The sequence below is a fragment of the Actinokineospora xionganensis genome (assembly GCF_014323725.1).
Taxonomy (GTDB): Bacteria; Actinomycetota; Actinomycetes; order Mycobacteriales; family Pseudonocardiaceae; genus Actinokineospora; species Actinokineospora xionganensis.
Genome location: NZ_JABVED010000005.1, coordinates 37,362 through 58,328, shown reverse-complemented (window position 1 = coordinate 58,328; position 20,967 = coordinate 37,362). Strand labels below are relative to the sequence as shown.

19 protein-coding genes are annotated in these 20,967 nt (G+C 69.4%); 9 read left to right on the top strand and 10 right to left on the bottom strand.

The features are described from left to right. Nucleotides 1-21 precede the first annotated feature (21 nt). Nucleotides 22-978, top strand: coding sequence for a UDP-glucose 4-epimerase GalE (gene galE, locus GPZ80_RS10650; RefSeq protein WP_187220158.1), 957 nt, complete (start codon nucleotides 22-24; stop codon nucleotides 976-978). Between the two features lie 301 nt (nucleotides 979-1,279). On the opposite strand, the gene GPZ80_RS10645 is transcribed toward galE, so the two are convergent. The 3 genes from GPZ80_RS10645 to GPZ80_RS10635 all read right to left on the bottom strand — a co-directional run bounded on the left by GPZ80_RS10645 (nucleotide 1,280) and on the right by GPZ80_RS10635 (nucleotide 5,264). Next, on the bottom strand, nucleotides 1,280-2,344 hold the full coding sequence (locus GPZ80_RS10645; RefSeq protein WP_187220157.1) for a DUF4192 domain-containing protein: 1,065 nt from the start codon (nucleotides 2,342-2,344) through the stop codon (nucleotides 1,280-1,282). A 126-nt stretch (nucleotides 2,345-2,470) separates the two neighbouring features. Next, complete coding sequence (locus tag GPZ80_RS10640; protein ID WP_187220156.1) at nucleotides 2,471-3,313, bottom strand: M23 family metallopeptidase; 843 nt, start codon at nucleotides 3,311-3,313, stop codon at nucleotides 2,471-2,473. Nucleotides 3,314-3,428: 115 nt separating this feature from the next. Next, on the bottom strand, nucleotides 3,429-5,264 hold the full coding sequence (locus tag GPZ80_RS10635; protein ID WP_187220155.1) for a Xaa-Pro dipeptidyl-peptidase: 1,836 nt from the start codon (nucleotides 5,262-5,264) through the stop codon (nucleotides 3,429-3,431). A 139-nt stretch (nucleotides 5,265-5,403) separates the two neighbouring features. On the opposite strand from GPZ80_RS10635, the gene GPZ80_RS10630 reads away from it, so the two are divergent. After that, nucleotides 5,404-6,975, top strand: a complete 1,572-nt coding sequence (locus GPZ80_RS10630) for a mucoidy inhibitor MuiA family protein (protein ID WP_312880239.1) — start codon at nucleotides 5,404-5,406, stop codon at nucleotides 6,973-6,975. A gap of 54 nt (nucleotides 6,976-7,029) precedes the next feature. Here the strand turns inward: GPZ80_RS10630 and GPZ80_RS10625 are convergent, their stop codons facing one another. Together GPZ80_RS10625 and GPZ80_RS10620 are read right to left on the bottom strand one after the other, a co-directional pair. Next, complete coding sequence (locus GPZ80_RS10625) at nucleotides 7,030-7,695, bottom strand: anti-sigma factor family protein (RefSeq protein ID WP_187220153.1); 666 nt, start codon at nucleotides 7,693-7,695, stop codon at nucleotides 7,030-7,032. Next, on the bottom strand, nucleotides 7,692-8,267 hold the full coding sequence (locus GPZ80_RS10620) for a sigma-70 family RNA polymerase sigma factor (protein ID WP_187220152.1): 576 nt from the start codon (nucleotides 8,265-8,267) through the stop codon (nucleotides 7,692-7,694). Before GPZ80_RS10620 ends, GPZ80_RS10625 begins: the two co-directional genes overlap by 4 nt. Nucleotides 8,268-8,411: 144 nt before the next feature. Here GPZ80_RS10620 and GPZ80_RS10615 point away from each other — a divergent pair, with 144 nt between their 5' ends. Further along, nucleotides 8,412-9,290, top strand: a complete 879-nt coding sequence (locus tag GPZ80_RS10615) for a DUF4394 domain-containing protein (RefSeq protein WP_187220151.1) — start codon at nucleotides 8,412-8,414, stop codon at nucleotides 9,288-9,290. 79 nt (nucleotides 9,291-9,369) lie between these two features. On the opposite strand, the gene GPZ80_RS10610 is transcribed toward GPZ80_RS10615, so the two are convergent. Continuing rightward, the gene (locus GPZ80_RS10610) at nucleotides 9,370-10,266 is read right to left on the bottom strand and encodes a TIGR03619 family F420-dependent LLM class oxidoreductase (RefSeq protein WP_187220150.1); all 897 of its coding nucleotides are present in this window, start codon (nucleotides 10,264-10,266) and stop codon (nucleotides 9,370-9,372) included. 34 nt (nucleotides 10,267-10,300) lie between these two features. Here GPZ80_RS10610 and GPZ80_RS10605 point away from each other — a divergent pair, with 34 nt between their 5' ends. After that, a complete protein-coding gene (locus GPZ80_RS10605; RefSeq protein WP_187220149.1) occupies nucleotides 10,301-12,310 on the top strand; it encodes a prolyl oligopeptidase family serine peptidase in 2,010 nt (669 codons plus the stop codon). A gap of 41 nt (nucleotides 12,311-12,351) precedes the next feature. Here GPZ80_RS10605 and GPZ80_RS10600 read toward each other — a convergent pair whose 3' ends face one another. Both GPZ80_RS10600 and GPZ80_RS10595 read right to left on the bottom strand, forming a co-directional pair. Further along, complete coding sequence (locus GPZ80_RS10600; RefSeq protein ID WP_187220148.1) at nucleotides 12,352-12,528, bottom strand: DUF397 domain-containing protein; 177 nt, start codon at nucleotides 12,526-12,528, stop codon at nucleotides 12,352-12,354. Continuing rightward, complete coding sequence (locus GPZ80_RS10595; RefSeq protein ID WP_187220147.1) at nucleotides 12,525-13,367, bottom strand: helix-turn-helix domain-containing protein; 843 nt, start codon at nucleotides 13,365-13,367, stop codon at nucleotides 12,525-12,527. The genes GPZ80_RS10600 and GPZ80_RS10595 overlap by 4 nt, the downstream gene beginning before the upstream one ends. A 117-nt stretch (nucleotides 13,368-13,484) precedes the next feature. Here GPZ80_RS10595 and GPZ80_RS10590 point away from each other — a divergent pair, with 117 nt between their 5' ends. The 5 genes from GPZ80_RS10590 to GPZ80_RS10570 all read left to right on the top strand — a co-directional run bounded on the left by GPZ80_RS10590 (nucleotide 13,485) and on the right by GPZ80_RS10570 (nucleotide 19,045). Next, nucleotides 13,485-13,667: a hypothetical protein gene (locus GPZ80_RS10590; RefSeq protein ID WP_187220146.1), complete on the top strand. Its 183-nt coding sequence runs from the start codon at nucleotides 13,485-13,487 to the stop codon at nucleotides 13,665-13,667. Beyond that, on the top strand, nucleotides 13,660-13,890 hold the full coding sequence (locus GPZ80_RS10585) for an HC3 family zinc finger protein (protein ID WP_187220145.1): 231 nt from the start codon (nucleotides 13,660-13,662) through the stop codon (nucleotides 13,888-13,890). The genes GPZ80_RS10590 and GPZ80_RS10585 overlap by 8 nt, the downstream gene beginning before the upstream one ends. Nucleotides 13,891-14,191: 301 nt before the next feature. Next, a complete protein-coding gene (locus GPZ80_RS10580; RefSeq protein WP_187220144.1) occupies nucleotides 14,192-17,212 on the top strand; it encodes a DEAD/DEAH box helicase in 3,021 nt (1,006 codons plus the stop codon). Continuing rightward, nucleotides 17,205-18,020 (top strand): SWIM zinc finger family protein, encoded by an 816-nt coding sequence (locus GPZ80_RS33675; RefSeq protein ID WP_187220143.1) that lies wholly within the window; start codon nucleotides 17,205-17,207, stop codon nucleotides 18,018-18,020. Before GPZ80_RS10580 ends, GPZ80_RS33675 begins: the two co-directional genes overlap by 8 nt. Further along, entirely contained in the window at nucleotides 18,017-19,045 is a 1,029-nt protein-coding gene (locus tag GPZ80_RS10570) for a DUF2293 domain-containing protein (protein ID WP_187220142.1), read from the top strand. The genes GPZ80_RS33675 and GPZ80_RS10570 overlap by 4 nt, the downstream gene beginning before the upstream one ends. 57 nt (nucleotides 19,046-19,102) lie before the next feature. Here GPZ80_RS10570 and GPZ80_RS33670 read toward each other — a convergent pair whose 3' ends face one another. Together GPZ80_RS33670 and GPZ80_RS10560 are read right to left on the bottom strand one after the other, a co-directional pair. Further along, complete coding sequence (locus tag GPZ80_RS33670) at nucleotides 19,103-20,071, bottom strand: neutral zinc metallopeptidase (RefSeq protein WP_187220141.1); 969 nt, start codon at nucleotides 20,069-20,071, stop codon at nucleotides 19,103-19,105. Between the two features lie 169 nt (nucleotides 20,072-20,240). Then, nucleotides 20,241-20,963 carry an SDR family oxidoreductase gene (locus GPZ80_RS10560; protein WP_187220140.1) on the bottom strand — a complete coding sequence of 241 codons (723 nt, stop codon included), beginning with the start codon at nucleotides 20,961-20,963 and terminating at the stop codon, nucleotides 20,241-20,243. Nucleotides 20,964-20,967: the final 4 nt, after the last annotated feature.

The following is a 20,967-nucleotide window of genomic DNA, read 5'->3' as shown; positions in this document are numbered from 1 at the left end:
ACGAGGAAGGCGAGGACCACGGTGAAGCTGCTCGTGACCGGCGGAGCGGGATATGTCGGCAGCGTCTGCGCGGCGAGGCTGGTGGAGACCGGGCACGACGTCGTGGTCGTGGACGACCTGTCGACCGGGCACGCGGACGCCATCCCCGAGGGTGCCCGGTTCGTCGAGGGCGACCTCGCCGAGGTGGCGCCCAAGCTGCTCGCCGAGGGATTCGACGGCGTGCTGCACTTCGCGGCGAAGTCATTGGTCGGCGAGTCCATGCAGGACCCCGGCAAGTACTGGAACGGCAACGTCCTCACCTCCCTCCGGCTGCTCGACGCCATGCGTGAGCACGGCACCCCGCGGCTGGTCTTCTCCTCCACCGCCGCGACCTACGGCGAGCCGGAGCAGGTCCCGATCCTCGAGACAGCCCCCACCCGCCCGACCAACACCTATGGCGCCACCAAGCTGGCCATCGACCACGCCATCACCTCGTACGCCGCCGCGCACGGCCTGGCCGCGGTGAGCCTGCGCTACTTCAACGTCGCGGGCGCGTACGGCTCCTTCGGCGAGCGGCACACCACCGAGACGCACCTGATCCCGATCGTGCTGCAGGTCGCCATGGGCAAGCGGGACAAGCTGTCCATCTACGGGGAGGACTACCCGACCCCCGACGGCACCTGCGTGCGCGACTACATCCATGTCCTCGACCTCGCCGAGGCCCACCTCCTCGCCTTGGGCCACGCCGTCGCGGGCGAGCACCAGATCTTCAACCTCGGCACCGGCACCGGCTTCTCCAACCGCGAGGTCGTGCAGACCTGCCGCGAGGTCACCGGCCACGCCATCCCGGCGGACTTCGCCGACCGCCGCCCCGGCGACCCGGCGATCCTCGTCGCCTCGTCGGATGCCGCGAGCACCCGGCTGGGCTGGAAGCCCGAGCGCCCGGACCTGCGCACCATCGTCAGCGACGCCTGGGAGTTCACCCGCGCCCGAGGCTGATCCACACGGACAGGCAGCGTCTTGCCCCGCTGCTCACTGAGCATGGTGAGCGCCTGAAGCACCCACTGGCGCAGCGGAGGTTCAGCGCTGCCGCGTTCATCGCCAGTGCGCTGATGCCCTTGGCAAGCCCCAGGAAAGCGGGTCAAGAACGGCGATCTCGGTCCTCTGGCACGCACCACAACGACCGAACCACGCTCCGCGGAAGGAGCCTTCCGCGGACGCGAGTCGATGACCGCTGACCAGCTCCGGAGCAGAGTTGGTCGCGCGTAACCACTTGGCCGCCGACCGCGGTGTGCACGATTCACGGCGCCGCCACGGTGCGAGTCGAGTATTGGCTCGCGCGGGTGATGATCTCGCGAAGTTCAGTCGGTGCGATCGCGTGGCCGATGGCCGCGCGCAAGAGTGAGGCGAGGGCGTGGCCCGGGTTTGCCTCCATGGCGACGTCCAAGGCGATATGCGCGAGCGGGCCGTCGCCGCGGAGGTACGCGCCGATCGCCAGCAGGACGGCTGGTTGCGCGCGTTCGGGGGCCGGGGTCGACCGGGTCAGCCGGGTCCACAGGCGCACGGCCGCGGGCGCCCGTGCGGACAGCGCGACCTTGAGGCATTCACTTCTGACGTCGCTGTGGCACAGGGCGACGGCCAGCCCCACGATTCTCTCGTCCTCCCAGAGTGGCTCCGATCCGCGGCCCGAAAGATCCTCTGTGGACCGCGTGAAGTCGTCCAGCGCGGCATCGACCAGAGCCCAGTCCCGCGAGAAGGCCTCGGGATCGCACTCGCCTGCTTGCCCGTTCCTGAATTCAGCCTGGAGCCGGGCATCGATCAGGACGCTCCGACGCCTTATGTCGTCCGGAGGATCGGGCGCCAGCGTCGCGGCGAGAGCCTCACGAGTGGGGTACTTCACCAGGCCCGCGACAGTCAGGGCGGCGGCGACCGGAGCGATGTCCGGGTCTGGGACTTCCCCGCACCGCTCGGGATCGTCGTAGCACCACCACTTCTCGCCCGCCCTGGCGGACCGAGCCCAGACGGCCAGCTCGACCGACACCCCCTCCTCGTCGAACGCCGCGCGGACCAGGTCGACGAAATCGCTCTGGGGCAGACGCTCCGAACCGCCTCCGGTGATCAGGACGAAGACGCGCGAGCCGCCGTTCTGGGCGCACGTCTGACTCAGGTACCGCGCCATGAACAGGTCGTCACCCGGTAGCCGCAGGTCCGAGCGCATGAGTTGCCCGATCCGGCAGCGCGGACCGTCGTCGACGACGGCGAGCACGACGATGGAGTCGACCGGGTGGAAGCCCAGCAGCGAGGGCACGGCAGCGACGAAGTCGCCTTCGTCGGCGAAGGTGATGGTGGCGTGGAGGTGCGTCATGAGACCACTGTGCGGCGGATCCGGCGGTGTGAACACCCCCGGCGATTCCACTGTGGATAGCGGATCGCCCACTGTGGACGGGGACCCGACGAGACCGTGGTTCGTCGGGTCCCCGCGTTACCCTCTTCAGCCGCAGTGCTCGAACGGGCTGGCGTAGGAAGCCGATCCGACCGACCCGCCCCACTTGACGCACTTGCCCGGCGCGGACCGCTTCACCGGTCCCGCGTAGTACTTGTAGGACCCGGAATCCGTGGTCCGTGTGCCGCCCGCGACCTCGAGGAACGCCGAGACCGGGGAGGCCGTGCCGATGTTCACCGACTTGATCGTGGCCACACAGTTGTAACCGTTGCCGGAGTTGTAGAGCAGGTAGGTCCGACCCGAGGTGCCCAGCGCCGCGGAGTCGATCACGCTGTAGCCGCTGCCGCACACTTCCTGCGGCGTGTACGGATTCCCGCCACCGCACCGGTTGTTACTGGTGTAGCTGCGAGTGCCCCAGTAGAAGATCTGGCTGCCGTTGAACACGATCCGCTGTGCGACGCCGTTGAGTCGCTGCTCGAAGTGCAGGTGCGCGCCGGACGATTCGCCGGTGTTGCCGACATTGCCGATGAGCTGCCCGATCGTGACGGACTGTCCGACCGAGACGCGCCGCACCGACAGGTGCGCGTAGCGGGTCCGCCAACCGGAGCCGTGATCGATCTCGACCCACTGCCCGTAGCTGGCGTCGCCCTCGCTCTCGGAGCGGCTGACCGTGCCGCCCGCGGACGCGACCACCGGGTCGTTCAGGTCGTCGGTGCGGTTGAAGTCCACCGCGTTGGCCGGGCTGTGGTTGGTCCGGGTCTGCCCGGACCAGACCTGCCCACAGGGGAATGGCATTTGGAAGCCCGGAGCGGCCGCGGCGACGCCCTCGCCCAACACGAGGAGCGCCGCCGCGACGACTGTGGTGCACGCCAGGGATAAGTACCTGTTCATCTGACACCTCCGCGAAGATCCGATACATCGATCGGACCACGACGTATGTCGGCGCGAAAGGTTCGACAGACGACTCCGCAGTGAACAGTTTCCTGGATAGGGGTTCATTAGGGGACTATCCAACGGAGGCGCGAACGGCCGCCTGACCTCCCACCGCGGGCAGGGTCAGGTAGCTGTGCGACAGGTCCAGGGAGATCCCCGCGCCCGGACGTGGGCGCAGCGTGTAGTCGTAGTCGCTGGACATGACTACCACCGCGAGGCTGTGACCCGCAGCGAGAACGTAGTCGTCCGGGACCAAGTCCACCTGGATGTCGTAAGCCTTGCCCGGCTGGATCGGCTTGGTCCGGCTGGGCGACTGCCGGTTCTGCGGGTCGGTCCATCCCCGCGTCACGATCGACGTCTTGCCGTCGGGTGCGCGGTCGACCAGCAGCACGGTCACGTTCGCCGCGGGCTTGCTGAACGAGAGCCGCAGGTCGGCTTGCACGACACCGCTGATCCGCAGCGGCCGCGCGGCGGGGCGGGTCACGTAAGACAGCCGGTTCTCCGACGCCGCCGCGGCCGCGAGGTCCTCGGCGGTCTTGGCCACGTCATCGGTCAGCGTCTCGACCAACGGACGACCGAACGACGGACGCGCGCTCAGCCCACCGTGAGCGGAGCCGCCCACCGACGGGTAGAGCCGGGCGGACATGGTTCCCGGCGCGGGCCACTCGGCTTCGTCGTGCCAGGTCTTGTCCTCGCGCTGCACGGTCGACTTCGGCTCGTCCTCGACACCGTTGTCGATCGCGTAGAGGTAGTGCGACATCCAGCGGTTGAGCGTGGTGAGCCATTCGGCCTGGCGCAGCCGGTACGGGTCGGCGTGCCCGGACTGGTGCAGCCAGATCTTGTGCTCGACCCCGTTGCGCTTGAGTGCCGAGTACAGCTGCTCGACGTGGGTCATCTTGACGTTCCAGTCGTTGAGCCCGTGCACGGCGAGCACCGAAGCCCGGACGTTCCCGACATCGTTGAGATAGTTTCGCTCGTCCCAGAACGGGCTGTAGTCGCCGGTCACCCGGTCCTGCTTGGCCACGATGTCGGCGATCACCGGCTTGCAGATCTCACGGTCTTCGCGCGTGTAGACGTAGTCGGCGAGCACGTCGAGGTCCTCGCCCTGGAACGTTCCCGGCGCCACGATCAGGCCGTCGGCCCGGTAGTAGTCGTACCAACTGGAGATCGCCGCGATCGGGACGATGGTCTCCAGACCCTCGACACCGGTCGTCGCGACCGCGGTCGGCAGGGTGCCGTTGTAGGACACGCCCATCATGCCGACCTTGCCGGTGGTCCAGTCCGCGGCGACCGGGGCGCCTGCCGCGTCGGCGGCCGGGGCACGGCCGTTGAGCCAGTCGACGACCGACTTGGCGCCGATGGTCTCGTTGCGTCCGCCGCTGGTGGGGCAGCCCGTGGAGAGCCCGGAACCGAGCGACTCGGCGTAGACCACGGCGAAGCCGCGGGCGGTGAAGTAGGACTCGTACCGCCAGGTGATCGGTGCGTTCGGCCCCATCGCGGCGGTGACCCGCTCGTCGGACAACCCGCGCGAAGCGGTCTTGTCAGCACCGTTCCCGGGCTTGCCCGGAACGTAGAGCTCTTGGTCGACGCCGTGGTTGGGCACATCGTTGCCGCCGGCGTAGTACGGGCTCGCCTGGTAGACGACCGGCACCTTCATGCCGAGTTCGGTCGCCTTGGGCCGGACGACCTCGACGTGGACCAGGTCGTCCTTGCCGTCGAAGTCGGAGTCGACCGGCGCGGAGACCCAGAGGGACTGGCGGACAACGTCCTTCGGGTCGAAGACCGGCTGCGCCTGGCCGTCGACGAAGACCGGCTTGGGCGGGTCGACCTGGGCGGAGGCGGTGCTGGTGAGCAGCGGAACGGCGAGTAAAGCGGCCAGGGCCGTGACGGCGGGTCGCGCACGTCTCATGGGTTGGCTCCAGACGAGGCAGGGTGTCAGGTCGGGCCGAACCATTCCGTCAACATCCACAGGGTGTCAATACGCCGAAAGTCGTTGTCTCCACTGTGGACACGTGCCGGACCGGCTCACCGTGGGTAGCCTCGCGGACGTGACCAGCCGACTCGACGCCCCGATCGTCGCCGTGACCGTTTATCCAGGACAAGCGCGGATCACCCGCCGCGGAGTGCTCAGCCTCGAGGTGGGCGAGCAGCGGGTGGCCATCGGCGGGCTGCCGATGTCGCTGCATCCGGATTCGGTGCGGGTCAACGGCCGCGGCGCGGCGACCGTGCTGGGTGTCGATGTGCGCGCTGAACACCACCCGCGAACGCCCGATGGCGCTATCGCGGAGTTGGAGGAGCAGCGGGACATGGTCCGCGCCGCCCTCGACGAACTGGGCGACAAGGAGACTGTTCTCGCCGCGCGGGCGGACATGGTCACCAAGTTGGGTGAACACGCGGGCGGCACCTTCGCGAAGGCGCTCGCGCGCGAGCAGACCGACGCCGCGCGGGTCGCGTCCGTGTCCGACGAACTGGCGCGGCAGCTCTCCTCCGTGCTGGCAGACCGACGCGACCTCGCTTCCGAGCGACGCAGGGTCCAGGAGAAGCACGACGAGATCGAGCGCAAGCTCAACGACCGCCGCACCCGACGCGCACCGGACCGCATGGCCGTCGACGTCGACGTGGAGGTCGCTGAGGCCGGTGAGCTGGAGTTCGAGCTGTCCTACCTGGTGCACGGCGGCAACTGGGAATCGCGCTACGACGTGCGGCTGTCAGCGGGCTCGCTGGCGGTCACCTGGTACGGGCTGGTCACCCAGCACAGCGGCGAGGACTGGCCGGAGTGCGACCTGCGGCTCTCGACCGCGCAGCCGACCGACGGCCTGAACGTGCCCGAGCTGTCGCCTTGGTATGTCGACGTGGTGCGGCCGAGGCCGATCGCCCCCCAGGCGTCGCGTGGCATCGCGTACGGAGCCGCCATGGACGCCGCACCGGGCGGAGCCGTCCCCATGCCCGCCATGGCGGCGGCACCGATGATGGAGGAGCGGTACGCGGCCGTCGAGCAGGGCGCCACTTCGGCCACCTACCGGCCCACGCGCCCTATCGCCGTGCCGGCGGACGGCACGGCCCACCGCACCACAGTCGCGGCCTTTGATCTGCCGGCCGAGACCGATCACGTGACCGTGCCCGTGCGCGGCCCGGAGGCCTATCTGCGGGCCACGGTGACCAACACGTCCGAGCACACCTTGCGCCCGGGCCGGGCGTCGATCTTCCACGACACGGAGTTCGTCGGTGCGACCGAGCTGCAGCCGTGGGCGCCGGGTGAGGAGGTCGAGCTGACGCTGGGCGTCGACGAACGCATCCGGGTCGAGCGTGAACTGGTCCGGCGCTCGGCGGGCAAGGCTGTCCTCGGCGGCACGCGGCGCCAAGAGGCCGCTTACCGGATCAAGGTCGGCAACTTCGGTCCGCGCGCCGCGCGAGTCACGGTCATAGACCAGGTTCCCGTTTCACGAAGCGAGTCCATCGTCATCCGAGAGGTCACGCTGCGCCCCGACCCGGCAGAACGCGACGAACTCGGCAAAGTCACCTGGAAGCTGAACCTGGCCCCGGGCAAAACGGCGGAGATCGACCTCGGCTTCCGCCTCGACATCGCCAAGGGCGTGGAGGTCTCGGGCTGGCGGGACTAGGTCCTGTCTGATCATCGTGGGTCACGTGTTAGTGGTGATCGACCGACCCGCCCCTCAGAACGTCGAGGTCAGAACCAGCGTCCCGGCAGAGTCGGTGACCTCGAACCCCGTGGCCTGGTCGCGCAGCACCGAGCTGTTGAGGTTGCACTTCATCTGCTTGGCGCCGGTGCCGAGGAACTCACCGGCCGGGACCTTGTTGCCATCGACCGTGGTCACGGCCACCCGATACGGCGCGCCCGCCTCGAACCCGCTCGCGGTCAGCTTGATCTCCACGCCCCAGGTGTGCGGGACGAGGTCGGCGCTGGCGCTGATCCTGGCGTCCGGACCCGCGACCTCGACCGCCTCCAGAAGGACCACGGGCTGGTCGGGCACGTCCGGGTGCGCCACCCACCCGACGCCGGCTCCGAGGGCGATCGCGGCCACGACGGCGGCGGCCGGTAACGCCCAGCGTGGAGCCTCCCGCCTGCGAGCGCGTTCGATCTGGATCCGGGCAAGGACGGCGTCACCGAGACTGGCAGGCGGAGCCGGGGCGAGTTGGCCGAGCCGGTCCAGGTCGACCAGCCGCAGACTCTGCGCGACCGGGGCGATCTCGTCCAACTCGGCGCGGCAGTCGGGGCAGCCGGCGAGGTGCGCGTCGACTGCGATGCGTTCGTGGTCGTCGAGCTGGTCGAGCGCGTAGGCACCGAGAAGCTCGCGTAGGGACCGATGGGCGTCGTTCACGGCTCCACCCCCATCTCCTCCATGACCACCCTGAGCGACTTCAACCCGTAGAACAACCTGCTGCGCAACGTCCCGGTCGGCACACCCTGCTCTGCGGCGACCTCCGCATGAGGACGTCCGCGAAAGTATGTCTCCACCAACGCGGTGCGGTGCTCGGGGCTGATCCTGCTCAATGCCTCCTCGATAAGCCACGCTGTCATCTTCTGCTCGTCGAAACCGTTGTCAGCGATGCCCTTCGCACCCGAGGTCTCCTCCATCGCCAGGCCGAACGCCCGCGCGGGCCGGGCCCCGCTTCGCCGGATCTCGTCCACCACCACGTGCCGCGCTATGGCGAACAACCACACTCGCAGGCTCGCGATGTTCGGGTCGAACCGGTCGGCCGAGCGCCAGGCCCGCAGGAACACCTCCTGCACGACGTCCTGCGCGCCGCCGTCGTCGCGCAACTGACGCAACGCGAAGCGGTACAGCTCCGGTCCGTGCGCCCGGTACGCGGCTCGCAGAGCCTGGTCGGACGCGAGGTCGGGTTCGTCGGCTCCCTGTGTCGTCCGACTCCTTCGCACGAGCCTGCCCATCGGGTATCCCCTCGCTCTCTTGGGCTTATTCGGAGCCGAGGCAGCAGATGTTCACCTTCCGACGAAAACTTCGGACCGATTGAACGCGCACGCCATCCGACCCGAAAGCACCGACGCACGCTCGTCGAGACCTAGGAGCACCCAATGCGTAAAGCGACAACCGCGATCGTGATCGGCGCGGCGCTCGCGGCCGCGATGCTGAGCACCGGCGCCGCGTCCGCCACCCCGCGCCACCACCCTTCCGGCGGAGACCTGGTGGTACTGCACTCGAACGGGGTACTGAGCAGGCACGACTCGGGCTTCCCACTGCTGCCCAGGGGCAAGACCCGGATCACCGGTGTCGCCAGGGGGGACAAACTGATCGGCATCGACGTCCGGCCGGCGACCGGCGTCCTGTACTCGCTGTCCGCCAAGGGTCAGCTCTACACCGTCGACCAGGACTCCGGGCGGGCCACGGCCGTCGGGACGCCGGTGGCGCTGAACGGCTCGGCGATCGGCTTCGACTTCAACCCGACGGTCGACCGCATCCGGGTCGTCACCGACACCGGCCAGAATTTCCGGCTGGTCCCGGACACCGGCGCCCTCGCGGCCACCGACGGCCCGCTGGCCTACGCCATGACCGACCCGGCCGCGGGCACCACCCCGAAGGTCGGCGCCGCCGGTTACACGAACAGCGTGGCGGGCGCGACCAGTACGCTGCTCTACGACATCGACGCCGCCCGCGACACCTTGGTCACCCAGGGCTCGGCTCCCGGCGTCACCCCAGTCGTCTCGCCGAACACCGGGCAACTGTTCACCGTCGGCAAGCTCGGCCTGCGGGTCACCGCCGTCAACGGCTTCGACATCCGTGGCGCGGCGCCCGCCGGCCCGTTCAACCCGCGTGACTACGAGGCCCTCGCGGCCGTGCAGTTCGACGGGCCGCGGAGCCTGTCGGTGCTGGCAAAGGTCAACCTGGCCACCGGAAAGGCGCACGTCGTCGCCCCGCTGTTCGGTACCGCGGTCGGCATCGCGTTCGTCGGCTGAGTCCGAGCCCGAACACCGAGTCGGGTGGCCCGCTCCGCCGGGCCACCCGACTCGGACGTGTCCCGTGATCCACGGGGGCCTAGGGCGCGAACGCGGTCAGCGCATCCTCGGCCCGGCGCATCGACTCGGCCGGGTCGGCGTCCGGGGAGCCGATCTCCGGGTCGAAGTTCAGGTCGATGAACAGCTCGGTGACGCCCTGCTCCTCGAGCAGGGCGAAGTCGGCGCGGATCTGCTCCAGGGTGCCGGTGAGTGGACGGGTCCGCTCCGCGCGCACGCGGACCGCGCCTCGGCACACGAACCGAAGCCCATCGGGGTCACGGCCGGCGTCGGCCGCGGCCGCGCGCACGACGTTGACCGACTCGCCGATGGCGGCCGGGTCGGCGCGGCTGCTGCTCACCCAGCCGGCGCACAGCCGACCCGCTCGACGCAGCGCCGGTTCGGCTGAGGCGCCCAGCAGGACCGGCGGGCCGCCCTCCTGCACCGGTTTGGGATCCATCCGGGTCGCGGGGACGCGGTAGAACTCGCCCTCGTGCTCGACGACGTCGTCGGTCCAGAACCGGCGCAGCAGCGGCAGGTATTCCTCCGCGCGCTTGCCACGGCCCGCCATGTCCACGCCGACGGCGGCGTACTCCTCCGGCGCCCAGCCGATGCCCAGGCCCGCGTCGAGCCGCCCACCGCTGAGCACGTCGAGGGTGGCCAACTGCTTGGCGAGCAGCGGCGGGGCGAAAAACGGCAGGTTGAGCACGGCGATGCCGAGCCGCACCCGGGTGGTGTGGGCGGCGAGGAACGACGTGGCCGCGACGGGGTCGAGGACCGACCGGTAGGACTCACCCCAACTCCCGTCGGGTGGCGAGAGCAGCCGCTGGAACGTCCACACCGAGTGGTAGCCGAGTTCCTCGGCGCGGGTGGCGACCCGCACGAGGTTGTCCACAGTCGCCCACGAGCCTGACACCGGGGCGGCGAATCCGATGAGCACGAGACCCACGCTACTGATACGGCACACTGGCGGCATGACTGAGGGACTCGACGACCCGTACCTGTGGCTGGAAGAGGTCACCGACGAGACCGCCCTGGACTGGGTGAAGGCGCGCAACGCCGAGACCACGGCCGAACTGGCGGGTGAGCGGTTCGACTCTCTTCGCGCGGGAATCAGGGAGGTCCTCGACGCCGACGACCGGATCCCGTACCCGCGGCGGCGCGGCGAGTTCCTCTACAACTTCTGGCAGGACGCCACCCATGTGCGGGGGCTGTGGCGGCGGACGACGCTGGAGCAGTACCGCACAGCCGAACCCGAATGGGAGATCCTGCTCGACGTCGATGCCCTCGCCGAGCGCGAGGATGAGAACTGGGTGTGGGCAGGGGCCGCGGTCCTCAAGCCCGACTACCACCTCGCGCTGGTGGAGCTCTCCCGCGGCGGCGCGGACGCGACGGTGGTCCGCGAGTTCGACCTGCGCACCGGCGAGTTCGTCACCGACGGGTTCACCCTGCCGGAGGCCAAGTCCCGGGTCAGCTGGATCGACGCGGACCGGATCTACGTCGGCACCGACTTCGGCGACGGCTCGCTGACCACGTCCGGCTATCCGCGGGTGATCAAGGAGTGGCGGCGCGGCACGCCGTTGGCGGAGGCGGTCACCGTCTTCGAGGGCAAGCCCGAGGACGTCTCCGCCTACGCGGTGCACGACTCGACGCCCGGGTTCGAGCGGGACTTTGTCGGCCGCCACCCGGAGTTCTTCACCTCCGAGGAGTTCGTGCGGACCCCGGGCGGCCTGGTCCGCATCGACGTACCGGACGACGCCACGTCCGACGCCCACCGCGAGTGGCTGCTGGTCTGGTTGCGCTCGGACTGGACCATCGGCGACACCACGCACAGGTCCGGCTCGCTGCTCGCCGCGAATTTCGACGCCTTCCTCGCGGGCGAGCGGTCCATGACAGTGCTGTTCGAGCCCGACGCGCACAGCTCGCTGGCAGGCTACTCGTGGACCCGCAACCACCTGATCCTCAACGAGCTCGTCGACGTGAACACCAGGCTCGAAGCGCTGACTCCAGGACCGGACGGCTGGACGCGCGCACCGCTTCCCGGGGCGCCGGAGCTGAGCTCCGCGGACGTGATCGACACCGACCCGGACCACAGCGACGAGTACCTGCTCAACGTCAGCGGCTACCTGCAGCCCGCGACCCTGCTGCGCGGGGAGATCGGCGGCGAGGTCGAGGCGCTCAAGCAGGCGCCCGCGTTCTTCGACACCGAGGGGCTCACGGTCCAGCAGCACTTCGCCACGTCCGACGACGGCACGCAGGTCCCCTATTTCGTGGTCGCCGGGAGCGACCCGAAGGGGCCCACGCTGCTCTACGGGTACGGCGGCTTCGAGATCTCGCTGACCCCGTCCTACGCGGGCGGGATGGGCCGCGCGTGGCTCGCCCAGGGCGGCACGTACGTGGTCGCCAACATCCGCGGCGGCGGCGAGTACGGCCCCGCCTGGCACCGGGCCGCACTGCGTGAGAACCGCCCCCGCGCGTACGAGGACTTCGCGGCCGTCGCGCGCGACCTCGTGGCGCGCGGAGTGACCACGCCCTCGCGCCTGGGCATGCAGGGCGGCAGCAACGGCGGCCTGCTCGCGGGCGTCATGCTGACCCGCTACCCGGAGCTGTTCGGCGCGGTCGTCAGCCAGGTCCCGCTGCTCGACCTCCGCCGGTACCACCTGCTCCTCGCGGGCGCGTCCTGGATGGCTGAGTGGGGCGACCCGGACGACCCGGCCGACTGGGCCTACCTCAAGGAGTTCTCGCCGTACCACAACGTCCACAGTGGACGCGAGTACCCGCCGGTCTTCTTCATCACCTCCACCCGCGACGACCGCGTGCACCCTGGGCACGCCCGCAAGATGGCGGCGAGGATGCGTGAACTCGGTTATGAACCGAAGTATTACGAGAACATCGAGGGCGGCCACGGGGCGGCGGCGGACAACGAGCAGCGGGCCTTCATGTCGGCCATCGTCTACGAGTTCCTACTGCGCACACTGATTTAGAAGGGAACGGCTCCTCTTCGATGGAGAGGAGCCGTTCCGCGCTAGGCCATCCGGACCGCACGAAGAAGTTGCCGCACATCACCACGAATCATCGGGCCGCCCGGATTCTTGCTGTCGCGCAGCGCATCGAGGGTGTTTGCTAGCTCGACGCAAGTGTCATTGCCGTCCGAACGACTCGCCTTCCGCCACCTGATTGCCTCGACCGGTCGAGCACTCATTCGGCCTCCATCCCTTCGATCAGCTCCTTGATCACGTCGAGCGTGCGCACTGGAGACAGTGCCCGTTCCGCCACCTTCACCGCGGCAGCGGCGAAGCCGCTGACATCTTCTTCATCCCACAACGTGACACTCGCCCGGTAGTGCTCCAGATGGACTATCGGCGCAGCAGACGGGAACTCGAACATGATGAAAGCACCAGCAAGATGCGGCGAGTATCCAGGCGCCGTGGATGGCACCAACTGAATGGTCACGTTCGGAAGTTCAGCCATCGTGAGCAAGTGGCGCATCTGGTCGGTCATCGCCTCAGGCGGCGCGATGGGCCGCATCAGCGCCCCATCGTCGATCAGTGCGTGCAGTTCAACCGGGTTCCTCTTGCGCGTGAGAATCTCCTGACGCCCCATGCGAATAGCAAGACGCGTATGCGCATCCGGACTCTGACCGAAGATCTCCCGCGCGTAGCTACTGATCTGTAGCAACCCGGGGATGAGTAGCGGGGACACCGTTGTTATCCGACGTGCGGCTTGTTCCTGATCGATGAGCTGAGCGAGCGCCGTTCCGACCAACGGCGCGCTTCCCAAGAGCTGACCCGGACCTTCTGTCGCCGCACGCCACTTCCCGAGAAGGCGCTCACGATCATCCCCAACGGCGCCGATCGCATCGAGGACGAGCAAGAGGTCGTCGTGCGCGGCCAACCGCTGCCCGGTCTCCCACAGACTGATCTTGGCGTTGCTGATGCCCGTTCGACTCTCGACGGCGCGAAGGGTCATACCTGCGGCCGCTCGAAGCTTTCGAAGCTCCGCACCCATTTCACGTGCTGCTGCGGGCTTGCTTACGGACATGTAGCAAACCCTACGCGGCGCCTGCGCGCGGCGCGGAGTCCCCCGATCAGGGCATTGCATGGACGCTACGTAGCGCACGTACGCTCTGTAGCATTCATTCGATGCGAGGTGGCTTGCATGGCCCGTTGGACGGTCACGGATGACGACGGTCGCATCATGGCGATCGAGGTTCCGCGTGACAGCTTGATCATCACTCTGGATACACCCGGGATATTCCGTACCGAGAGCTCGGACGTCGCACAGGATGTCCATCGCAAGCTTCGTGTCGCGATCGGCCAACTGCCGAGAAACGATGACTGACCGCCCCTTCGAGTGGCAGGCCGTCGACGGCGGACTGCACGCCATCCCCAACACGACCCACCGCCCCTACCCACCACTCCCCGGCGCCGATTTCACCACCCTCTGCGGCCTCGAAGTCGTCCTCGCCCCCGAAGACTTCCGGCGCGACCGGCTTCGGCCCATGTGTCGGGACTGCCACGGCAAATGGCGCGCGCATCAAGACCAGGGAAGGACCAAACGTTGAAGCACCAGCCGACCGACCTGATCAGTGCCGAGCCGCCGGAGGTCGGGTTCTCGGTGATCCGCGATCTTGGCCGATTGCGCACCGAACCCTCCGTGATGATGGCCGCCATCCCCACGGGCGGGCTCACCACAAGGATCGCGGCGGAGTTCGCTTCGCGTTGCGATCAGGTTGCTCGGGCGGTGTTGCGGTTGGAGCGAACCGAGACGAACCGGTGGACGAGGCACTGCGGGAGGCCGCGCGGCTGAACAACCGATGACGTCCAAGCGCGAACCTGTCACACCCGCCGGCTACTGTGTACCGCGTGTTGGCGCTGCACTGTCTGGCCACGGCCGCGGGAGAGGTGGCGCTGTGGGCTGAGGATTCGGAGTCGCCGCCGCGCCGGGCGAGTCGGACGGCTCGGGCTCATCCGTTCGCGGTGCCCTCCGACGTCCTTGCCGACCGGCTTGGTTTGGCGGCCAAGGCGCGGACGCTGCCGGTCCTGCTGCCGTCGCGCCCGGCCGCGCCGGTCGACTCCCCCGAGTTGGTCCGCGACCCCATGGTCGTCCTCGCCAAACCGCGCGGGGAGATTTCGCTGCGGCCCTGGCAGGTGCCGGTCCTCGGCTGTGACCCGGCCGCGCTAGCCGCCGAGCTGCCGCGACTGCTCGACCTCGACGACGACATCCGGCCGGGCTCGAGCATTCGCTTCGTCGCCACCGTGGCCGCCCTCGCCGAAGACCTGGTCGACCGAGGTCGCGTGCTGCCCGCGATCGTCACCGAGGCCGACGGCCCGGCGGCACGCTGGCGGCCGGTGCTCTCCGGGGCCGACGCCGCTCGGTTCGCCCGGCTGCGCGACAGCGTCCCCCCGGTGGCGCGCGCGGAGCAGTTCGAGCCCGACCTGCTCGACGGGCGCGACGCCGACGACGTGCTGCGCCAACTGCTCGACGCCATGGTCGACGGGATCGCGCGAAGCAGGCTCGCCGACTCCCCTGTCGCCCCGTCGGGTAGTTATCGGACCATTGAGGAAGCGTCCGGCGCGTTCCTCAACGCGCTGACCGGCGACGCGCACATCGATGCCGACAGCTCACTGGTCGAACTGCTGAGCCGCCAGCTCGACACCTGGCGGTCCGGCGCCGCGCACCAGAACCCGGTTCGCACGTGCCTGCGGCTGAAGTCCCCGGAACAGGCCGAGCAGTGGGAGGTCGAGTTCCTGCTGCAGGCCGCCGACGACCCGAGCGTCCTCGTGCCCGCCGCGCAGGTGTGGAACGGCGAGAGCGTCCTGCACCGCTGGGTGACCCGCCCGCAGGAGCTGCTGATCGCCGACCTGGCGAAGGCGGCCCGGATCTTCCCCGACCTCGACACCGCCCTGCGCGACTCCCGTCCGGTCGGCATGAAGCTCGACACCGAAGGCGCCCACCGGTTCCTCAGCCACTCCCCCGCGCTCGACCAGGCCGGGTTCGGCGTGCTCCTGCCGACCTGGTGGCGCCAGTCCTCCGGCATCGGCCTGCGGCTGACGACGGCCTCGCGCGGGGCCGCGGGCACGGTCAGCCGCAACACGATGCTGGGCAAGGACGAACTGGTCGACTACCGGTGGGACCTGGCCTTGGGCGACCTCACCCTCAGCGAGCACGAGCTCAAGGAACTGGCCGCCGCCAAGGTGCCGCTGGTGAAGGTCCGCGGCCAGTGGATGCACCTTGACCAGCGCAGACTCGCCGCGGGCTTGGCCTTCCTGGAGCGCTCGGGCAGCGGCCGGATGTCCGCGGGCGAGGTCATCGACCTGGCCGGGATGCCGCCGGACGACGACGAGTTCCCGGTCCCGCTGCTCGATGTCGGCGGCACCGGCTGGTTGGCCGACCTGCTCGGCGGTTCCGTCGAGGCGACCCTCGACCCGGTCGACACGCCCGCGGGCTTCACCGCCGAGCTGCGGCCCTACCAGCGCCGGGGCCTGGCCTGGCTGACGTTCCTCGACCGGCTCGGGCTGGGCGCCTGCCTGGCCGACGACATGGGCCTGGGCAAGACGGTGCAGCTGCTCGCGCTCGAAGTCGCCGCCCGCGCGACACCGGGCCGCGCGCCGACCCTGCTGGTGTGCCCCATGTCGGTTGTCGGCAACTGGCAGCGCGAGGCCGAGAAGTTCGCTCCCGCCCTGCGGGTACACGTCCACCACGGCGCCGACCGGATGAGCGGGCCGGAGCTGGCCGCCGCGGTCGCGGGCACCGACCTGGTCATCACCACCTACGCCCTGGCCGCCCGCGACACCGCGGAGCTGGCCGAGCTGACGTGGGACCGGATCGTGCTCGACGAGGCGCAGAACATCAAGAACAGCGCGTCCCGGCAGGCGCAGGCGGTCCGGTCTCTCCCGGCGCGGCACCGGATCGCGCTTACCGGCACACCGGTGGAGAACCGGCTCGCCGAACTGTGGTCGATCATGGACTTCGCGAACCCGGGACTCCTCGGCCCCCTGTCGAGGTTCCGCGCGCGCTACGCGGTTCCCGTGGAGCGCTATGGCGACGAGGAGGCCGCGGCCCGGCTGCGGCGAATCACCGGGCCGTTCGTGCTGCGCCGGGTGAAGACCGATCCGGCGATCATCGACGACCTGCCGGACAAGATCGAGATGAAGCAGCTCTGCAACCTCACCACCGAGCAGGCCACGCTCTACCGCGCGGTCGTCGACGACATGCTCGGCAAGATCGAGGAGAGCGAAGGCGTGCAGCGCAAGGGTCTGGTGCTCGCGACCATGACCAAGCTCAAGCAGGTCTGCAACCACCCGGCGCAGTTCCTCGGCGACGGCTCCCGCATCGCGGGCCGCTCGGGCAAACTGGCCCGGCTGGAGGACATCCTGGAGGAAGCGCTCGCCGAGGGCGACCGCGCGCTGTGCTTCACCCAGTTCGCGAGCTACGGCGCGATGCTGGTCCCCTATCTGGCCGCCCGGTTTGATACCGACGTGCTCTTCCTGCACGGCGGTACACCCAAGAGGCAGCGCGACGCGATGGTCGAGCGCTTCCAGTCCGGCGACGGCCCGTCGATCTTCCTGCTGTCGCTCAAGGCGGGCGGCACCGGTCTGACGCTCACCGCGGCGAACCACGTCATCCACCTGGACCGCTGGTGGAATCCGGCGGTCGAAGACCAGGCCACCGATAGAGCCTTCCGCATCGGCCAGCGGCGGGACGTCCAGGTCCGCAAGTTCGTCTGCATCGGCACGCTCGAGGAGCGGATCGACAAGATGATCGAACAGAAGAAAGCGCTTGCCCAACTGGTCGTGGGCGCGGGCGAGGACTGGCTGACCGAGCTGTCCACGGCCGAGTTGCGCGAGTTGGTCACCCTGTCCGCGGAGGCCGTCGGTGAGTGAGGAGTGGTGGCGAACCGAGCCGACCAAGACAATCCGGGTCGAGGGCGGGATCCGCACGCGCAGTCAGCATGGCGACATAGCGCGCACCTGGTGGTCCCGGCGGTTCTTCGAGGTGCTGGAGTCGCTCGGCATGGGCGGCAGGCTTGAACGCGGCAAGCGGTACGCGCGCGCGGGGCAGGTGTTGAGTCTGTCGCTGTCCACCAGCATCGCTGTCGCGCAGGTCCAGGGCTCGCGCCCGGAGCCGTACCGGGTGCGCATCGGGGTCAGGGCGTTCACCCCTGAGCAGTGGATCGAAGTGGAGAAAGCGCTTGCGGGGCAGGCGTTGTTCATGGCGAAGCTGCTGGCGGGCGAGATGCCCGCCGACATCGAGGCCGTGTTCGGGACCGTCGGCCTCAAGCTGTTCCCCGACTCGTCGCGCGAGCTGTCGATGGACTGTTCGTGCCCGGACTGGGAAGTGCCGTGCAAACACCTGGCCGCCGCCTGCTACCTGCTCGCGGAGTCGTTCGACGCCGACCCGTTCGAGATGCTCGCCTGGCGCGGCCGGGGCAGACAGGAACTCCTGGATCATCTCCGCGCGTTGCGGGACAGCACGGTGACCACAGCGCCAGCGGACGTCGGTGAGCCGCTTTCGTCGGTGCTCGATTCCTTCTGGGGCAAGCCATCCCCGCGCACCGGGGACGCGCCCGCCGCGGCGGACAAGCCGGACGCGCTGCTCGACCAGCTCGACCCGCTGCCGGTGATCGTACGCGGGCGTGCGCTGGTGGAATTCCTCCGACCCGCGTACCGGACCATGGTGGAAGGTTCATGAGACTTGCCGGACGGGTGGCCGCGGTCGCCGAGGAACTGCTGCGCCGCAAGAAGTTCGTCAGCCCGCTCGACGTCATGGCCGGGCTGGGCTGGCTCAGCGGACGGGTGGTCGAGGCCTGGGAGCAGGGCCGGACCCCGCAGCTGGACCAAGTCGCGGCCGTGCCCGCGGAGCGGATGGCGGAGGCAGTCGACCTGCTGCACGAGTGGGCCGAGGAGCGCGCGCTCGCGCCGTCCGAAGTGGACTACATCGCCGCGACCCGCGACCGCCGCGCGTTGGTCTTCAGCGCGAGCGACGACAAGCGGTACCGCACGCACTGGACCGACCCGGAACTTCCCGCGGCGCGCCGGGAGAAGGTGCTGGAACGGCAGCGGAAAGTGCCGGACCTCGTGGTCATCCAGCCGGACAGGCACTGGTATTGCTCGCAGTGCCAGGACACCGGCGACTTCCACTTCCTGCAGGACGAGCGCCCGCTGTGCCTGGGCTGCGCGGACATGGACCACCTGGTGTTCCTGCCGTCGGGCGACACGGCCCTGACCCGGCGCGCCCGCAAGGCCAGCGGGCTGGCCGCGGTGGTGGTGCGGTGGGACAAGTCCCGCAAACGGTTCCAGCGGCGTGGGCTGCTGGTCGAGCGGGCCGCACTCGACGTCGCCGAGGAGCAGTGCTTCGCCGACGAGGAGCTTCGTGAGCGGCGCAAAGCCCGCGACCGTGAGCGGCGCGCCGCCCAGGACGTCGAATTCCAGGCGGCGTTCGCGCTGCGCATCGCCGAACTGTTCCCCCGGCTGGCGGTCGACAGGGCGAAGGCGATCGCCGAACACGCGGGGACACGGTCCAGCGGCCGGGTTGGGCGCTCGGCGGCCGGTCAGGCGTTGGACGAGAACGCGGTGACGCTCGCCGTGGTCGCCGCCATCCGGCACGAGGAGACCGAGTACGACGCGATGCTCATGGCCGGGGTCGCCCGCGCCGAGGCACGCGAGCGCATCCGAGACGACATCGAGCGGGTGCTCGCCCAGTGGCGGGCGCCGTGAAATGCGAACTCACTGTCCTGAACGGTGAACTCATTGTCGGGAATGGACGACTCGCGGTTATTTGACCTCGTCGGCGGGTGCCTGCCAGGTGTTGCATGAGGCACTCGACTTGCCGGTGAAACCGGCCTTCGCCCAGGCGGACTGGTTCTTGCGGCTGCCGTGGGTGTCACTGTTCAGCGTGTCGTTGAAGCTGTCGACTGCGGCCTGCGCCAGATCCTGGTCCACCGAACCGTTTCCGGCGACAGCGGCCAGGAACGCCCCGGCGAAGCAGTTCGCCTGGAGCTCCACGCGCCTGCTCAGTTCGGGCAACTCGTCTTCGTCGGCCACCTGTTCCTGGTCCTGAGCCGCGCGCAGGATGCCCGACTGGGCTTGCACGTGATGCCCGTACTCGTGGGCGAGGACGGCGAGGTGATACGCCGTCTCGTCCCCGGCGTCCCGGATCAGCCGCTCGCGGGGCATGTAGATGATCTTGTCGCGGGCGCAGTAGAAAGCCGTCGCCTCGTGCTCACCCGGTGCGAATCCGCACTTGGTGCGCGGGTCGTCGGCGATGTTGAGCCCGGGGCTGCGGAACGGCAGGTTCACCGAGGTCAACACGGGCCGCCACGCCTCGTCGAGGCAGGTGATCCCCTTGCGGTAGTAGCTTTCGAGTTCGCCCGCACCCGTGTCGAGGTCCGGCAGGTCGCACGCGGCCGAGCGCAGCGCCGCGCCGGGAACCAGCACCGGGTTGGCCGCGAGTTCAGCGAGCGAACCCGGATTGGCGCGGGGACGTTGGCCGACACCGTGCTCGCCGACCGCGTACGCGGTGCCTTCGACCGTCGTGGACAGACCGCCGGAGGTCACCTTGCCGATCACCGCGATCCACGCGATGCCGACCAGCACGATGCAGAGCACGGCGAACAGCACGATCGGCGAGTTGCGGCGCGGCGGCTCGGCGATGGTGACGACGGAGACCTGGGACAGGAAGATGTCCCGGTAGTCCTCGGGCAGCGCGGGCGTCCGCGGACGCTCACCCTCTGGTTCGCTCACGTGCCCCCCGTCGTCGGCCCCTGTGGACCGGCGCCCGACTGGCGTGCGGACCCCCCGAACCGGCCGTGTCCATCATATGCGGAGCGCTATGACACCGTTTGCGGCAGACGTCCCCGAGCGCGACTCGCACGAGCCTCGGTGCGGGCGAGCAGTGCGACGATCGCCCTCATCACCGCGCCAGGAAGGTGTCGAAGTCGACGAGTCCATAGGCATGGTCGGGTGTCAGGTGTTCCCCGCGCCGATAGGCGGCGAAGGTCTTGCCGGGCAGCCACAGCGGGACGGCGGGGCGGCGGCTGCCGGTCGACCGCAGGTAGGCGCGGGCGAGGTCGCCCGCCTTCTCGACTTTTGGCCCACCCAGGTCGGGAACGCGGCCGGCGGGCGGACCGTCCGCCAGGTCGATGAGCCGGGCGGCCACGCTCTCGGTGTCGACAGGCTGGAACCGGAGCGAGGGATAGAACAGGACTGGGAGCCGCTGCCGCGACCACAGGAGCGCGAGCAGGTCATGGAACTGCGTGGTGCGCAAGGTGGTCCACGGAATGCCCGAATCCTCGATCAGCCGCTCTACCGCCAACTTGGTCTTGTAGTACGGCAGTGGAATGCGATCGATGCCGACGATCGAGATATAGACCAAGTGCTTGACACCGGCCGCTCTGGCCGCGGTGAGGAGGTTCTCGGTGGCCACGACGTCCTTGCTTCCCAGCGTCGTCGCGCAGTGGATGACGGTGCCCACGCCTGCCAGCGCGGTGTCGAGGCCGTCGCCGGTGAGCAGGTCGACGGGTGGCGTAGTCGAACGGCTGACCGCGCGCACGGGCCTGCGCGCGTCGGTCAGCTGTCGGACAACGACGAGGCCGAGGGTGCCTCGGCCGCCGGTCACCAGAATCGGTGGGGTCACTGGT

What these genes read in the sequence shown, in the direction of transcription:
- GPZ80_RS10615 (WP_187220151.1), top strand. Translation starts at nt 8,412, where the DNA reads ATGCGTAAAGCGACAACCGCGATCGTGATCGGCGCGGCGCTCGCGGCC.
- GPZ80_RS10600 (WP_187220148.1), bottom strand. Translation starts at nt 12,528, where the DNA reads ATGAGTGCTCGACCGGTCGAGGCAATCAGGTGGCGGAAGGCGAGTCGT.
- GPZ80_RS10635 (WP_187220155.1), bottom strand. Translation starts at nt 5,264, where the DNA reads ATGAGACGTGCGCGACCCGCCGTCACGGCCCTGGCCGCTTTACTCGCC.
- GPZ80_RS10640 (WP_187220156.1), bottom strand. Translation starts at nt 3,313, where the DNA reads ATGAACAGGTACTTATCCCTGGCGTGCACCACAGTCGTCGCGGCGGCG.
- GPZ80_RS10620 (WP_187220152.1), bottom strand. Translation starts at nt 8,267, where the DNA reads ATGGGCAGGCTCGTGCGAAGGAGTCGGACGACACAGGGAGCCGACGAA.
- GPZ80_RS10645 (WP_187220157.1), bottom strand. Translation starts at nt 2,344, where the DNA reads ATGACGCACCTCCACGCCACCATCACCTTCGCCGACGAAGGCGACTTC.
- GPZ80_RS10585 (WP_187220145.1), top strand. Translation starts at nt 13,660, where the DNA reads ATGACTGACCGCCCCTTCGAGTGGCAGGCCGTCGACGGCGGACTGCAC.
- GPZ80_RS10605 (WP_187220149.1), top strand. Translation starts at nt 10,301, where the DNA reads ATGACTGAGGGACTCGACGACCCGTACCTGTGGCTGGAAGAGGTCACC.
- GPZ80_RS10570 (WP_187220142.1), top strand. Translation starts at nt 18,017, where the DNA reads ATGAGACTTGCCGGACGGGTGGCCGCGGTCGCCGAGGAACTGCTGCGC.
- GPZ80_RS10590 (WP_187220146.1), top strand. Translation starts at nt 13,485, where the DNA reads ATGGCCCGTTGGACGGTCACGGATGACGACGGTCGCATCATGGCGATC.
- GPZ80_RS10595 (WP_187220147.1), bottom strand. Translation starts at nt 13,367, where the DNA reads ATGTCCGTAAGCAAGCCCGCAGCAGCACGTGAAATGGGTGCGGAGCTT.